At 72.0% G+C, this 13,315-nt stretch carries 14 protein-coding genes; 6 read left to right on the top strand and 8 right to left on the bottom strand.

The window, feature by feature from the left end; translation table 11 throughout:
* Positions 1-4 precede the first annotated feature (4 nt).
* Positions 5-610: a hypothetical protein gene (locus EDF47_RS14260; protein WP_131881932.1), complete on the bottom strand. Its 606-nt coding sequence runs from the start codon at positions 608-610 to the stop codon at positions 5-7.
* 131 nt (positions 611-741) lie between these two features.
* Positions 742-2,025, bottom strand: coding sequence for an MFS transporter (locus EDF47_RS14255; RefSeq protein ID WP_131881930.1), 1,284 nt, complete (start codon positions 2,023-2,025; stop codon positions 742-744).
* A gap of 48 nt (positions 2,026-2,073) precedes the next feature.
* Between EDF47_RS14255 and EDF47_RS14250 the strand changes: the two genes are divergently transcribed.
* A complete protein-coding gene (locus EDF47_RS14250; protein ID WP_165932470.1) occupies positions 2,074-2,985 on the top strand; it encodes a LysR family transcriptional regulator in 912 nt (303 codons plus the stop codon).
* A 72-nt stretch (positions 2,986-3,057) separates the two neighbouring features.
* Here the strand turns inward: EDF47_RS14250 and EDF47_RS14245 are convergent, their stop codons facing one another.
* The 6 genes from EDF47_RS14245 to EDF47_RS14220 all read right to left on the bottom strand — a co-directional run bounded on the left by EDF47_RS14245 (position 3,058) and on the right by EDF47_RS14220 (position 9,285).
* Positions 3,058-3,825, bottom strand: coding sequence for a hypothetical protein (locus EDF47_RS14245; RefSeq protein ID WP_131881926.1), 768 nt, complete (start codon positions 3,823-3,825; stop codon positions 3,058-3,060).
* Positions 3,815-4,354, bottom strand: a complete 540-nt coding sequence (locus tag EDF47_RS14240) for a sigma-70 family RNA polymerase sigma factor (protein WP_131881924.1) — start codon at positions 4,352-4,354, stop codon at positions 3,815-3,817. Before EDF47_RS14240 ends, EDF47_RS14245 begins: the two co-directional genes overlap by 11 nt.
* A gap of 123 nt (positions 4,355-4,477) precedes the next feature.
* The gene (locus EDF47_RS14235) at positions 4,478-4,741 is read right to left on the bottom strand and encodes a hypothetical protein (RefSeq protein ID WP_131881922.1); all 264 of its coding nucleotides are present in this window, start codon (positions 4,739-4,741) and stop codon (positions 4,478-4,480) included.
* A complete protein-coding gene (locus EDF47_RS14230) occupies positions 4,738-5,397 on the bottom strand; it encodes a DUF308 domain-containing protein (RefSeq protein WP_123293438.1) in 660 nt (219 codons plus the stop codon). Before EDF47_RS14230 ends, EDF47_RS14235 begins: the two co-directional genes overlap by 4 nt.
* Positions 5,398-5,543: 146 nt before the next feature.
* Entirely contained in the window at positions 5,544-7,520 is a 1,977-nt protein-coding gene (locus EDF47_RS14225; RefSeq protein WP_131881920.1) for a DUF11 domain-containing protein, read from the bottom strand.
* 109 nt (positions 7,521-7,629) lie between these two features.
* A complete protein-coding gene (locus EDF47_RS14220; RefSeq protein ID WP_243698154.1) occupies positions 7,630-9,285 on the bottom strand; it encodes a glycoside hydrolase family 13 protein in 1,656 nt (551 codons plus the stop codon).
* A gap of 106 nt (positions 9,286-9,391) precedes the next feature.
* Between EDF47_RS14220 and EDF47_RS14215 the strand changes: the two genes are divergently transcribed.
* The 5 genes from EDF47_RS14215 to EDF47_RS14195 all read left to right on the top strand — a co-directional run bounded on the left by EDF47_RS14215 (position 9,392) and on the right by EDF47_RS14195 (position 13,257).
* Entirely contained in the window at positions 9,392-9,949 is a 558-nt protein-coding gene (locus EDF47_RS14215; protein ID WP_131881915.1) for an NAD(P)H-dependent oxidoreductase, read from the top strand.
* Between the two features lie 152 nt (positions 9,950-10,101).
* Positions 10,102-10,614 (top strand): MarR family transcriptional regulator, encoded by a 513-nt coding sequence (locus tag EDF47_RS14210; RefSeq protein WP_123339939.1) that lies wholly within the window; start codon positions 10,102-10,104, stop codon positions 10,612-10,614.
* Between the two features lie 119 nt (positions 10,615-10,733).
* Positions 10,734-11,240, top strand: a complete 507-nt coding sequence (locus EDF47_RS14205; RefSeq protein WP_123293434.1) for a DNA starvation/stationary phase protection protein — start codon at positions 10,734-10,736, stop codon at positions 11,238-11,240.
* Between the two features lie 8 nt (positions 11,241-11,248).
* A complete protein-coding gene (locus tag EDF47_RS14200) occupies positions 11,249-12,049 on the top strand; it encodes an SDR family oxidoreductase (protein ID WP_111086919.1) in 801 nt (266 codons plus the stop codon).
* 14 nt (positions 12,050-12,063) lie between these two features.
* On the top strand, positions 12,064-13,257 hold the full coding sequence (locus EDF47_RS14195) for an FAD-dependent oxidoreductase (protein WP_123293433.1): 1,194 nt from the start codon (positions 12,064-12,066) through the stop codon (positions 13,255-13,257).
* The last annotated feature ends 58 nt before the right edge of the window (positions 13,258-13,315 follow it).

Raw genomic sequence — 13,315 nt, 5'->3', positions numbered from 1 at the left:
CGCGTCAGCAGTCGTCGGTGCGCGTCGGGTACGCCGTGATGACGCGGTCGGTGGTGGCGGAGACGATGACCTTCACGAACGGGTCCGCCTCCGGGCGCGACCCGTCGTCGAACCGCACCGGCGCCGCGTAGCAGACCTTGCCGTCGCCGGCGTCGACCGGGAACCCTGCTCGCGGCGACACCAGCGCCGTCTGCACGGCAGTGAGCATCGCGTCGTCCCAGTCGCGGGAACCGTGGCCCGCGACGACTCCCTGCCAGTCGGCGGTGTGCCGCTGCCGGATGTGCTCGTAGCCCTGTGCCGAGGTGCCGCACTGCAGGGTGACCCGGCCGAGCGCCGCGGTGTCGTACTGGGCGACGGCCGCCTGGGTCGTGGAGTCGCACCGCGCCAGGGTGGTGTCGCCGGGCAGGTCCGGCCCGGTGCGGGTGATCGTGACGGTGCCGTCGCCGGAGGCGGTCGCAGCGTCGCTCGGCGCCCCGGAGCTCGATCCGGCGCCGATGGTCGGGTCGTCCGCGCCCTGCCGCGCCGTCAGGAACAGCCCGCCGGCGAGGAGACCGGCGGCCACCACGGCCGCGATCCCCGTGATCACGGGACGGTTGCGGTTCTGGGGCACGCGCCCAGTATGCCGGGAGTGCGCCCCTGACGACGGAACCAGGTTCCGGACACGACACCGCGCGATCGCGTGGTGCGGTGTCCGGAACCTGGTTCCGGGATGCGACGGGCGGACGGGAGGCCCGCCCCGCGTCAGGCGCGCGCGGCCAGTCGGGTGCCGGCGACGACGGCCAGGACGGCGACGAGCACCACGTACCCGATCAGGACGGGCAGGGTCGGGATCACCAGGAGCGCCGCCCCGACGGCCACGACCGGCACCGTCAGCCCGGCGTACGCGATGAGGAACGTGGCCGCGAGCACCCCGCCCCGACGCTCGGGACCGACCAGGGCTCCGGCACTCGCGATGCTGGCCCGGAAGAGCAGCCCGACCCCGGCGCCCGCCACGACGCCACCGCCGATGAAGCCGGCGACCTGCAGCAGGACCGCGGCGACGGCGAGCACCGCCAGACCGCCGACCAGGAGCACCATGCCGAGTCGGATCTGGGTGCGCTGCGTCAGCCGGGCGAACACGATCTGCGAGACCGCACTCGCGGCGAACACCCCGAAGGTCGTCGCACCGGCCGCCAGCCGGTCGGTGACGTGGAAGGTGGTGCCGAGGAACGTCGGGGCGACCGAGGTGAAGAGCCCCTGGACCGCGAGGGCCGCGAACGCTGCGGCACCGGCTGCCCAGAACGCGGCGGCCTTGCCCTCCGGCGCCTGCATGCGCTGCGGGCGGTAGGGCACGCGGGTCTCGGGGCGGGCGACGGTCTCCGGCACCACGAGGACGAGCACGAAGGCCACGGTCAGCGCGACGACGAAGACGACGTACGGCACCATGAGCGGCGCTCCGACGAACTCGGCGAGCGCCCCGCCGACGAGGGCGCCGAGCGACAGCCCGCCGAGGTTCACGGCACCGGCGGCGACGCTCGCGCCCTTCGCCGAGTCGGACGAACCGGTCGCACGGACCCGCAGCTCACCGAGGTGGGCGGTCGCCGTGGCGGTGAGCGTGCCGACGCCGAGGCCGGTCACCAGGCGAGCGACGATCAGGCCGGTGACGTCGTTCCAGACCAGGAACAGCACGGCAGCGACGAGCTCGAGCGCGATCGACACGAGGATGAGCGGCTTCCGCCCGTGCACGTCGCTGAGGTGCCCGGCCAGGTACAGGGACCCGACGACCCCGACGCCGTACGCGGCGAAGATGATCGTGGTGGTGAACGTCGGGAAGCCGTCCCGTGCCTGGTAGATGACGTAGAGCGGTGCGGGGACGGTCGCGAAGGCCATCACCGACAGGAACGCGAAGGCGACGGCCCAGAAGCCGAAGCCGTGGCGCCGACGGGTGTGCGAACGACGACCGCGCGGGGCCGGGACGCGGTCGCTCGCGGGAGCGCTTGGGGTGGCGGGGAGAGCGCCCGTCGGGGTGTCGGTCACGGTTGACATGCTCCGATGATCGCGCGCGCCGAGCATCGAGTCCAACGGATGCTCTTGATGCCGCCCATCGATCGGATCGATGATGGGGAGATGGAGACCCGCCTGCTCGAACAGTTCGTGACCGTCGCCGCCGAGGGCAGCGTGACCCGCGCGGCCGAACGGCTCTGGGCGGCGCAGTCCACGGTGTCGGCCGGGATCGCCTCGCTCGAGCGGACCTTCGGCGTGCGGCTGTTCGACCGCACCGGACGGCACCTCGTGCTCACGACCGCCGGCGAGGACCTGCTCCCCCACGCCCGCGCCGTGCTGGAGTCGCTCGACCGGATGCGCGACCTGGCGACCGTGGACGACGCCGACCTGCGCGGACGGGTGCGGCTCGGCATCTTCACGAGCATGGACATCGTCGACCTGACCGGCGTGCTGCAGCGGTTCCGGCGGCGGCACCCGCTCGTCACCGTGGAGCTGATGACCTCGCCGTCCGGCACGACCGGGCTCGTGCAGGACCTCGTCGCCGGGCGCCTCGACCTCGCGTACACGGGGCTGCCGACGGTGCCGGCGGGAGTGGTGGTCGAACCGTTGCGCGAGATGCCGTTCCGAGTCTTCACGGCGTCGGACCACCCGTTGGCGGGGCGCGCCTCGGTGTCGCTCGCCGAGCTCGCGGACGAGCCCTTCGTCGATACCGCGCACGGGTTCGGCAACCGGATCATCCTGGACGGCGCACTCGAGCGGCTCGGGATCCGGCGGCGGATCGTCGCCGAGATGAACGACATGCCCGCGGTGATCCGGTTCGCTTCGGCGGGGCTGGGGGTCGGGGTCGTGCCGGACTCCGGGGTGCGGCACGACGGCGCGGTCCTCGAGCTCGAGGACGCGATCGAACCACTCCGAATCGGCCTGGCGATCCGCACGAGTCCGGAGCCGAACCGTGCCGTCCGGACGCTCGCACGCGACCTCGTCGCGGCGCGCGTCGTGTGACGCGGCGCCGGTTGGTGGGTCCCACCGACGGACGGGAGGCGCGGGGCGGGTCCGCCACGGGCCTCCCGGCCGTCAGTCCCCCCAGATCGTCGCGATGAGAGCGGGCAGGAGCCCGTCGGTCGGGACGTTGGTCTGCTCGATGGTGATCCAGGTGTCACCTCGGGCGAAGTACGTGTACGCCTTTTCCACGCCGTAGGGCTCCACGATCCCGCGGGACTGGCAGAACGTCCCGCCGTCGCGCTCGGTGCACGTCCCCCCGCCGTCGTGCGCCGGGAACTCGTCGATCTCCTGCTGGATGGCGGCCTCGGTGGCGGTCCCGACCCGGACCTCGATCCCCGAGACGTCCGCGCGCGGGTCACGCCACGTGCAGGAGACCTTCGACTCGACGCCTGCCGGGTCCTGGCCGTCGGGGACCCGATCGGTTCCCGACGGCGGATCGGCCTGCGTCAACGGAGTGTCCCCGAAGAAGCGGTCGTAGTCCGCTGCCGAGACGAGCGCGCGACAGTCCGTCGGTATCGTCGCCACGTCCACCGGGGCGCTCGGTGTGGACGTCGGGGTCGGTGCACCGGTGATCGGCGCGGAGGACGGGGTCGTCGCGGTGGGCGAGGGCTCGGGCACCTGCGTCTGGGTGGGCGCGGCGACCGGGGTGTCCTGCTGGGAGAGCGTCAGGGCGACGGCTCCGGTCGCGGTGCCCACGGCCAGGAGCGCCACGACACCGATGACGATGCCGGATCGGCCCCGCCGCCGTGCGGACCGCGGGGTGGCGCGCTCGAGGACGTTCTGCTTCATCGAGACGAGCATGCGCTGCAGGTCGTCTCCCTCGGGAGGTTCAGTGTTCATCGTGCGTCACCACCTTCTTGAGTCGGCGTCGGCTGCGGGAGACCCGCTGCGTGACCGCTCCGACACTGAGTCCGAGCATCTCGGCGGCCTCGGCGTACGAGTACCCCTCGAGCAGGCAGAGCTCGCAGATGCGGCGGTCGGTGGCTGGGAGTTCGGCGATCTCGTCGCGGACCCAGCGCAGGAGGTCACGGGCCTCGTCCTGGTCGGCGGGAGCGGCCAGGTGCTCGGGCAGCTCGTCAGCGCGCCGACGCGCCTGCTTCCGGCCGGTGTTGAAGGCGTGGTTCCGGCAGACGACGAGCAGCCACGGCAGCACGGTGTCCGCCGGGAGCTCGAGCGTCGCCGCCCGCTGCCAGAGCGTCAGGAACGTGTCCTGCACGATCTCCTCGACGTCGGACCGGTCGTCGACGAGTGCCCAGGCGTACCGGGTGAGCGTGGCGGCGTAGCGGTCGAACACCCGTGCGAGCGCACCGGTGTCCCCCTGCGCGATCGCACGGACGAGTCCTTCGTCCGTGTCGGTGCCGGTCGTCACGTCCACATCCCACCTCCTTCACCCAGAGGTGTCGGCAGGACCCACGATCCTGACAGGACCGTGGCGGAAACGTGATCCCGGGCGTGTCCGGACCGCGGTGCGATCGACCGCGCCCGATGCGGATCAGTGGAAGTCGTCGCCCTCGCCGTCGCCGGGCGCTTTGTGCCCGCCGAGCATGTCGTTGTCATCCTGGTCGCTGGTCGACGCGAGCTGGAGCATCGCGAGCACGACGACCACCACGATGAACGCGACGCCGAGGAAGATCACGGCCAGCTGCAGTTCCCGCGTCGAGAACAGCACGACGAGCCCGGTGAACACCGCGATGATCGCGGAGATCCCGAGGAGCTCGACCGGGCGCAGACGGTCACGACGGCTGGGGGTGGTCATGCGTGTGGTGCTCCGTCCGGGGCGACGGCCGGCGTGGCCGTGCCCCACTTGTGCGAGAGGCCGGCGATCACGTGGAAGACCGCCGTGATGGCGAGGTAGGCGCCGAGCAGGCCGACCAGGACGATCGAGGCGTCCAGCGTGCCGGTGACCTGCTCCACCCCACCGAGCTGCTGCGAGTAGTCCGGCGGGGTGATGAGGAACGCGATCGCGAGCAGCAGGGTGAGTGCGCCGATCGTGGTCCAGTCCCGCGCGAAGGGGGAACGACGACGAGCCCGCAGCCCTTGTGCCAGCTCGAGGGCCCCGGTGAGCACCGCGAAGGCGACGATGACCGAGATGAACGCCGGCAGCCCGAGACCGTTGCCGGCGAACCCGGCGACCGCGGCGAGCAGGGTGATGACGGCCTGCAGCAACGTGGTGCGGCGGGACCGACCGTCGAGCGGGAGCCGCGCGACGCCCGCCCACAGGAGCACGAGTCCTTCGACCAACGCGAAGCCGGCGAACAGCAGCAGGCCGTAGCCGGCGGCGTGGTTCGTCGAGAAGGTGATGACGAGCGCGACGACCGCGGCGGGCACGGCCCGGAGGATCGGGATCGGCCAGTACCGCGCGCGTTGGGTCGCCTCGTTCACGGTGGTGGCGTCGTCCACGGTGTCGGACACGGGACCTCTTTCAGGCATGCGGATCGTGAGATCGATCCTACCGCCGCGGTGGCAGCCGACCGACCGCCGGGGGTCCCGCAGCACTGAGGATGCTCGAATACCCGGTGGGGTGGCGTCGCCCGAACGACGCCACCCCGTTCGCTGGATCAGGACCGCGGCTGGTCGTCCGTCACCACCGACCGCCGTGCACGCCGACGAGCGAGCCACCAGCACGTCGAACCGGCCGCGACCACCACCGCTGCGAGCGCGGCGAGCAGTCCGAGGTCGTCGACGCCGGTGTACGCGAGGGCGCCGCGTGCGACCTGCGGTCCCGCGTCGGCGACCGGGCCACGGGGATCCCGGTCGCCGTCGTCGTTGCCGTCGTCACCGCGGGGAGCATCCGGCACCGATGCCTCGTCGTCGTCGTCGGGTCCGGGCGCCGGGGACGGGGACGGGGACGGGGACGGCGCGGGCCCGTCGTCGTCCTGCTCGACGACGATCGCGACCTCGGTCGACGGGTCGCCGCCGTCCGGGTCCGTCGGGGAGGTCGCTGTGGCCACGTTCACCACGTCGGACCCGTCCCCCTGGTACTCCGGGTCGAGGACGGCACGGAGCCGGAAGTCGTGGGTCTCCCCCACGGCGAGCGCCACGTCCGACCGGCAGGTCACCCGCTGCCCCTCGGCCGTGCAGCCGTCGTCGGACCCGACGAAGCGCATCGCCTCGGGCAGGTCGTCCACCGCGCCGACCTGCTGGGCGACCGACGGTCCGCGGTTCCGTGCGGTCACGGTGTACTCCACCTCGTCGCCGGGTTCGACGGTGGACGGCGACACCGTCTTGTCCGTCTCGACGTGGGCGACGACCGGCGGCGTGGTGACGGTCGTGCTCGCCCGCGAGGTGTTGTCGGACTCGTTCGTGTCGGACAACGACGTCGGTGGTGCGATGGTGGCGACGCTCTCGAGCGGCCCCTCGACGCCGTCGGCGATCCGCCCCTCGACCGTCACCACCGCCGAACCACCGCGGGGCAGGTCGAGGTCGGTCGCCACGTCACCCTGCCCGGACGGGGTGGCGCAGCCGGAGCCCTCCGCCGCCTCGCACGTCCAGGAAGCCCCCTCGATCGCGTCCGGGACGTCCACCTGCAGCGGGCTGGGATCGGCGGCGTTCGGTCCGGGGTTGCGCGCCGTGACGGTGTACCGGACGGGTTCCCCGGCGACGGCGGTGGCGGGCAGGTCGTGCTCGACGGACAGGTCGGCGGGCTTCCACACCCTGAGGGCGTCGACCTCGTGGTTGTTCACGTGGCTGCCGGTGGCGCCGGCGAACCCGAGGCGGAGGGTGCTCGGCAGCGGTGCCTGGTCGTCCCCGTGCAGGGGGACCGCGTCGAGCACGGTGCGCATCGTCGAACCGACCTGCAGCCGGACGGTCATCGAGAGCTCGCCGGCGTCCCCCGGCAGCAGGGTGATGCGCACCGTGCGCGGCGTCGACCCGTTCGTCACCGTGCCGCCGGGAGCGGGAGCCCCGGCGACGTACCGGTAGCCCTCGAGCCCGTTGCCGGAGCCGCGGACGACGACGTGGTCCTGCTGGGCTCCCGGTCCGGAGGCGTTGATGCGCGACGAGAAGTTGCCGTAGTGGTCGATCGCGATCCCCGCGAAGCCACCGGGCACCCCCGGCAGGTCGCACAGCCGCCCGCCGCCCTCGGTTGCCTCCTTGCGGCAGGCGTACCCGAGCCCGGCACCGAACGACCCCACGCCCTGTGCCGCTGCACCGTCGGCGAGGTACAGCAGCAGGCCGTCGGCCCCGGGGTCGTCCTTCGCGGTGTGCATCGCGTAGGTAAACTCGATCTCGAGCCCGGTGTCCGAAGGGAACGTGTCGTTCGTCGACCAGGCGCCGGCCTGGTTGCGGACGTCCGCGGTCAGCCGGAGTCGTCCGCCGGAGACCGCGGCGTCACCGTGCAGGGCACCGCCGGACGCACTGGAGAACTGGTTGACGTAGGGGAAGTCGAGCGTCGCCGCACTCGACCCCGTGGGCAGGATCGTCGGTGCCGCGAGCACGGCGAGCGCGGTCAGCGCGGTGCACGCCGCCGCGAGGCGACGGGCCACCCGCGACCGGACCGGACGTGGGACGGATGCTGGAGCAGTGGGTTCTGTCATGCCCCGATCGTCGCGATCCGGGCGTCACCGGACGGCGGGCCAGAACCGATCTGTGGAACGCGGCCACGGGCCTCCTGGCTGTGGAGGAGAACGGACGGAGCTGGTCCGCTCAGGCCAACCAGACCGTCGTCTCGCCCGGGAGGACACCCGACAGCACGCCGGCCGCGTCACCGAGCGGCCCGGACGCGACCACGACGTCACCCGACGGCAGCGGAACGGGCGTCGTGCCGAAGTTCGTGACCGACCGCCACCCGTCGTGCCGGGCGAAGGCCACGACGCCGTCGCCGGACTCCAGCCAGGTGAGCTCCTCGCCCCGCTGCAGCCGACGGCGGGCGTCCAGCGCTGCCCGGTACAGCGTCAGGGTGGACGTGGGATCCCCGTCCTCCGCCTGCACCGACGACGCTCCGAAGTCCGCCGGCTGCGGCAGCAGCGGCGCGACCTCGCCGAAGCCGAACGACGGCCCGGAGGCCGTCCACGGGATCGGCACACGGCACCCGTCCCGGCCCTTGACGGTGTGTCCCGAGCGGAGCCACTTCGGGTCCTGCAACTGGTCACGCGGGATCGCGGCGGCTTCGTGCAGGCCGAGTTCCTCGCCCTGGTAGACGTACGACGACCCGGGCAGCGCGAGCATCAGCAGGGTCGCGGCGCGGGCTCGGCGCAGGCCCCGCTCCCGGTCGAGCTCGGGCGTGGTGCCGTCCGTCAGCAACCACGCGTCGGTGTCGGTGTCGTCCGGCAGGCCGTACCGGCTGGCGTGCCGCACGACGTCGTGGTTCGACAGCACCCAGGTGCTCGACGCACCGGACTGCTCGGACGCCGCCAGGTTCCGCTCGATGATGCTCCGGAACGCAGCGGCCTCGAACGGCGCCTCGAGCAGGTCGAAGTTGAACGCCTGCCCGAGTTCGGTGGGCCGGGCGTACAGGACGCGTCGCGGGGCCGGTGCCCAGGCCTCGGCGACGGCGGCACGGGGCGGGTCGTACTCGTCGAGCACGGTGCGCCAGGAGGCGAAGACCTCGTGCACCTCGTCGCGGTCGTACAGCGGGTCGGAGCCGTCGAGCGGCAGCGCGTGCTCGTTCGATGCGCGGTACGGCGTCGACAGGTCCTTCGCCAGGCCGTGCGCGACGTCCACCCGGAAGCCGTCGACCCCACGGTCCGACCAGAAGCGCAGCGTGTCCTCGAAATCCGCACGGACCTCGGGGTTGGACCAGTCCAGGTCGGGCTGCTCGGGTGCGAAGAGGTGCAGGTACCACTGACCGTCCGCGACCCTGGTCCAGGCGCTCCCGCCGAAGTTCGACGCCCAGTCGCTCGGCGGCAGTTCCCCGGACACACCCGCCCCGTCGCGGAAGACGTACCGCGCCCGTTCCGGCGAGCCCGGCGCGGACGCGAGCGCCGCCCGGAACCACTCGTGCTCGTCCGAGGTGTGGTTCGGCACGATGTCCACGATCACCCGCAGGTCGTGCTCGTGCGCGGACCGGAGCAGGGCGTCCAGGTCCGCCAGCGAGCCGAGTCGTGGATCGACCGCCCGGTAGTCGGCCACGTCGTACCCGCCGTCGGCGAGGGGCGACGGGAAGAACGGCGAGAGCCACAACGCGTCGACGCCGAGTGCCGCCAGGTAGGGCACGCGGCTGGTGATGCCCGCGACGTCGCCCAGGCCGTCGGCGTTCGAGTCCGCGAAGCTGCGTGGGTAGACCTGGTAGACGACGGCGTCGCGCCACCAGTCCGGGTTCGTCGTGCGGGGCGTGCTGGCCGGCGTCCGAAGCGTGCTCACGTCGCCACCGTACCCAGCGGTCTGGGAATAGCACGCCGTAGGCTCGGATTGGTTGTCGCAGACACCTTTCCGTCCCAGAACAACGTCTCGAACCAGAAGGATCACCATGACGAACGTCCTCGCACTCGTCGGCAGCCTCCGCGCCGACTCCATCAACCGCAAGCTCGCCGAGGCCGCGGCGCACCACGCGCCGGAGGGCATCGAGGTCACCACGTTCGACGGCATCGTCGACCTGCCGTTCTACAACGAGGACATCGACGGCGACACCCCGCCGGCCGCAGCGGTCGCCTTCCGCGACGCGATCGCCGCCGCGGACGCCGTCCTGCTCGTCACCCCCGAGTACAACGGCACGATCCCGGCCGTGCTGAAGAACGCCCTCGACTGGGCATCGCGTCCGTTCGGCGCCTCGCCGCTGTCCGGCAAGCCGCTCGCCGCCATCGGTTCCGCGTTCGGGCAGTACGGCGGCGTGTGGGCCCACGACGACGCCCGCAAGGTCGCCGGCATCGCCGGCGCGAAGGTCCTCGAGGACGTCAAGGTCGCGATCCCGCAGTCGGTCGTCCGCTTCGCGGAGACCCACCCGCGCGAGGACGCCGAGGTCACCTCGCTCGTCCAGGGCGCGCTGAGCGCACTCGCCGACGCCTCGACCGAGCAGGCCGCCGCGTAGAGCGACCGGGTGCGGTCGACCGCACCACAGGACGGACGGGAGGCCCGTGGCGACCCCGCCACGGGCCTCCCGTCCTGCATGCGGGAACGAAGCAGGCGCACCCACAGGAAGTCGCTAGACGGCCTCCATACGAGACGGACTAGCCTGTGCCAATGGCAACGCAGGAGATCACCGAGGCGTCCGGGTACTGGTTCCCCGACGACGACGCGACCCAGCGCGGGGTCGCCGTGCTCAACGCCCTGCGTCGCTACCGGGCCGCCGAGACCGCGATGCGCCGCCGCACCCGCGACTCGATGGGCATGGGCGAGACCGACCTGCTCGCCGTGCGCTTCCTGCTGCAGTCGCAGCGCTCGGGCCGCAGCATCAGCCCGAAGGACCTCGCCGCCTACCTCAAGATCTCGTCGGCCTCGACCACGATCCTGATCGACCGCCTGGTGAAGTCGAACCACGTGCGCCGCGACCCGCACCCCACCGACCGTCGAGCGCTCGTGATCACCCCGACGACCGAGACCGACGACGAGGTCCGCGCGACCCTCGGCATCATGCACCGCCGGATGATGTCGATCGCCGAGGGACTGCCCGCGGACGAGGCGCGCATCGTGGCGTCGTTCCTCGAGCAGATGCGCGGCGCCGTCGACCAGGTCGACCCGGCACCGGCCCACTGACCGGCGCGAACACACCCGGTGGAACGCCCGGGGGACAGTGCGGTTCCGTGCGCACTGAGAGTGGTCTCGGCCGCACCGCGTAGACCGGAAGGGTCACCGACGCGAAAGGAGCCACCACCATGCACGCTTCGGACAAGATGGCCAAGAACCTCCAGGCGGTCCTCGTGGACCTCATCGACCTGCACCTCCAGGGCAAGCAGGCCCACTGGAACATCCTCGGCACGAACTTCCGCGACCTGCACCTGCAGCTCGACGAGATCGTCGACGCCGCACGCGAGTTCGCCGACGACACGGCAGAGCGCATGCGCGCCCTGTACGCCGTGCCGGACGGGCGCTCGAGCACGGTCGCGGCCTCGAGCCACCTCGACCAGTTCCCCGAGGGCGAGATCACCACGCACGACGCGATCGACCAGGTGACGCTCCGCCTCTACCAGGCGACCGGCACCATGCGCGACGTCCACGACGAGGTCGACGACGAGGACCCGACGACCGCGGACCTGCTCCACGGCTTCATCGAGCGCCTCGAGCAGCTCGCGTGGATGGTCTCCGCCGAGAACCGCGCACCGAGCACGCCGCTGGCATCTGCCACGACGCCAGCCGTCGCCGACGCCTCGGCGCACGCCTAGGGGACCGAGTGGACCTCGGCATCCAGGGCAAGACCGCGCTCGTCTTCGGTGCCGACTCCGGCATCGGCTGGAACACGGCTCGCATCCTCCTGGCGGAGGGTGCGACCGTGGTCGTGAGCGACCTCGACCAGGCGCAGCTCGACAACAGCGCCGACCAGCTCGAAGCGCCGCTCGGCAAGCTGCACGCGTTCGCGGCCGACGTCACGAGCGCGGCGAGCCTGGCGGACCTGCACGGCAAGGTGCGGGACGCCGTCGGCGCGATCGACATCCTGGTGCAGTCCTCGGGCGTGACCGGCGCCCAGGGGCTGTTCCACGAGATCGACGAGCAGGGTTGGGCCGACACCATCGACGTCGACCTGATGGGTCCTGTCCGCATCACGCGCGAGTTCATCGGCGACCTGCGGCAGGGCGGTTGGGGCCGGATCGTGTACCTCGTGTCCGAGGACGCCTCGCAGCCCTACGACGACGAACTGCCCTACTGCGCCGCGAAGGCCGGGGTCCTGTCGTTCGCGAAGGGCCTGTCGCGCACCTACGCGCAGGAGGGCGTCCTCGTGAACACCGTCAGCCCCGCGTTCATCCACACGCCCATGACGGACGCGATGATGAACAAGCGGGCGAAGGAGACGAACCAGAGCTTCGACGACGCGATCACGAGCTTCCTCGACGAGGAACGTCCGTACATGGAGCTGAAGCGCCGCGGTGAGCCGGAAGAGGTCGCGAACGTCATCGCGTTCCTCTGCTCCGACCTCGCGAGCTTCGTCAACGGCTCCAACTACCGGGTCGACTCCGGCTCGGTCGCCACGATCTGACGCCGGGAGGCACCGTGACCGACTACCGATACCTCATCATCGGCGGCGGGATGGTCGCCGACGCCGCTGCCCGCGGTGTCCGCGAGCTCGACGCCGACGGCACGATCGGCATCCTCAGCGAGGACGTCGACCGGCCCTACGCCCGCCCGGCCCTGTCGAAGAAGCTGTGGACCGACCCGGACTTCAGCTGGGACGAGAAGGTCGACCTGCACACCGAGGAGACCGGGGCGTCGTTCGTCCTCGGCACCGCGGTGACGGGGATCGACCGTGCATCGAAGACCGTGACCACGGCCGACGGCCAGACCCACGGCTACGAGCGGCTGCTCATCGCGACCGGCGGCAAGCCCCGCGGGTTGCCGGGCCTGGAGCCCTCGGACCGCGTGCTCGACTACCGCAGCGCCGACGACTACCGGAAGCTCCGCGAGCTCGCCGACGCCGGGGCGCACGTGGTCGTCGTCGGTGGCGGCTACATCGGCCAGGAGATCACCGCGGGGGTCGTGCAGAACGGCGCCCGCGTCACCCTGGTCGACCCCGACGACATCGTGGGCGGCCGGATGTTCCCGGACGACCTCGCGCGCGCGTTCCAACAGCGCTTCGTCGACGCCGGCGTGGACCTCCGACTCGGACGTCGGGTCGAGTCCGGCACGCAGACGGCCGACGGGGTCACGCTCACGCTCGACGACGGCTCCGTGCTCGAAGCAGACGCCGTGGTCGCCGGACTCGGCATCGAGCCCGCCACCCAGCTCGCCGCCGACGCCGGTCTGACCGTACGCGACGGCATCGTGGTCTCGTCGACGCTGCTCACCGACGACGACTCGGTCTTCGCCGCCGGCGACGTCGCCGAGTACCCGGACCGGATCCTCGGGACCCGCCGGGTCGAACACGTCGACAACGCGCAGCAGCAGGGACGGCAGGCCGGCCGGAACCTCGCCGACGCCGACGAGACCTACGACCACACGCCGATGTTCTACTCCGACGTCTTCGACATGGGGTACGAGGCGGTGGGGCAGGTCTCCACGAAGCTCCGCACCGTCGAGGACTGGCAGGACCCGACCGTCACCGGTGTCGTCTACTACCTGGACGACGATGACACGGTGCGCGGCGTGCTGCTCTGGAACGTGTGGGACAAGACCGACGAGGCCCGCAAGGTGCTCGCCGAGGCGAACTCCCTGACGTCGGACATGCTGCCGGGCCGCATCACGGCCTGACCGGCGCACGGGTCGCCCTGGACGCGACCGACGGGAGGCCCGGTGCCGGTTCCGAGAA

It is taken from the genome of Curtobacterium sp. PhB190 (genome assembly GCF_004365385.1).
In the GTDB taxonomy this organism is placed as follows: Bacteria; Actinomycetota; Actinomycetes; order Actinomycetales; family Microbacteriaceae; genus Curtobacterium.
The sequence above is the reverse complement of the archived record's forward strand: the minus strand, read 5'-3'. Positions and strand labels throughout refer to the sequence as shown.

What these genes read in the sequence shown, in the direction of transcription:
- EDF47_RS14215 (WP_131881915.1), top strand. Translation starts at nt 9,392, where the DNA reads ATGACGAACGTCCTCGCACTCGTCGGCAGCCTCCGCGCCGACTCCATC.
- EDF47_RS14205 (WP_123293434.1), top strand. Translation starts at nt 10,734, where the DNA reads ATGCACGCTTCGGACAAGATGGCCAAGAACCTCCAGGCGGTCCTCGTG.
- EDF47_RS14245 (WP_131881926.1), bottom strand. Translation starts at nt 3,825, where the DNA reads ATGAACACTGAACCTCCCGAGGGAGACGACCTGCAGCGCATGCTCGTC.
- EDF47_RS14210 (WP_123339939.1), top strand. Translation starts at nt 10,102, where the DNA reads ATGGCAACGCAGGAGATCACCGAGGCGTCCGGGTACTGGTTCCCCGAC.
- EDF47_RS14250 (WP_165932470.1), top strand. Translation starts at nt 2,074, where the DNA reads ATGCCGCCCATCGATCGGATCGATGATGGGGAGATGGAGACCCGCCTG.
- EDF47_RS14225 (WP_131881920.1), bottom strand. Translation starts at nt 7,520, where the DNA reads ATGACAGAACCCACTGCTCCAGCATCCGTCCCACGTCCGGTCCGGTCG.
- EDF47_RS14255 (WP_131881930.1), bottom strand. Translation starts at nt 2,025, where the DNA reads ATGTCAACCGTGACCGACACCCCGACGGGCGCTCTCCCCGCCACCCCA.
- EDF47_RS14235 (WP_131881922.1), bottom strand. Translation starts at nt 4,741, where the DNA reads ATGACCACCCCCAGCCGTCGTGACCGTCTGCGCCCGGTCGAGCTCCTC.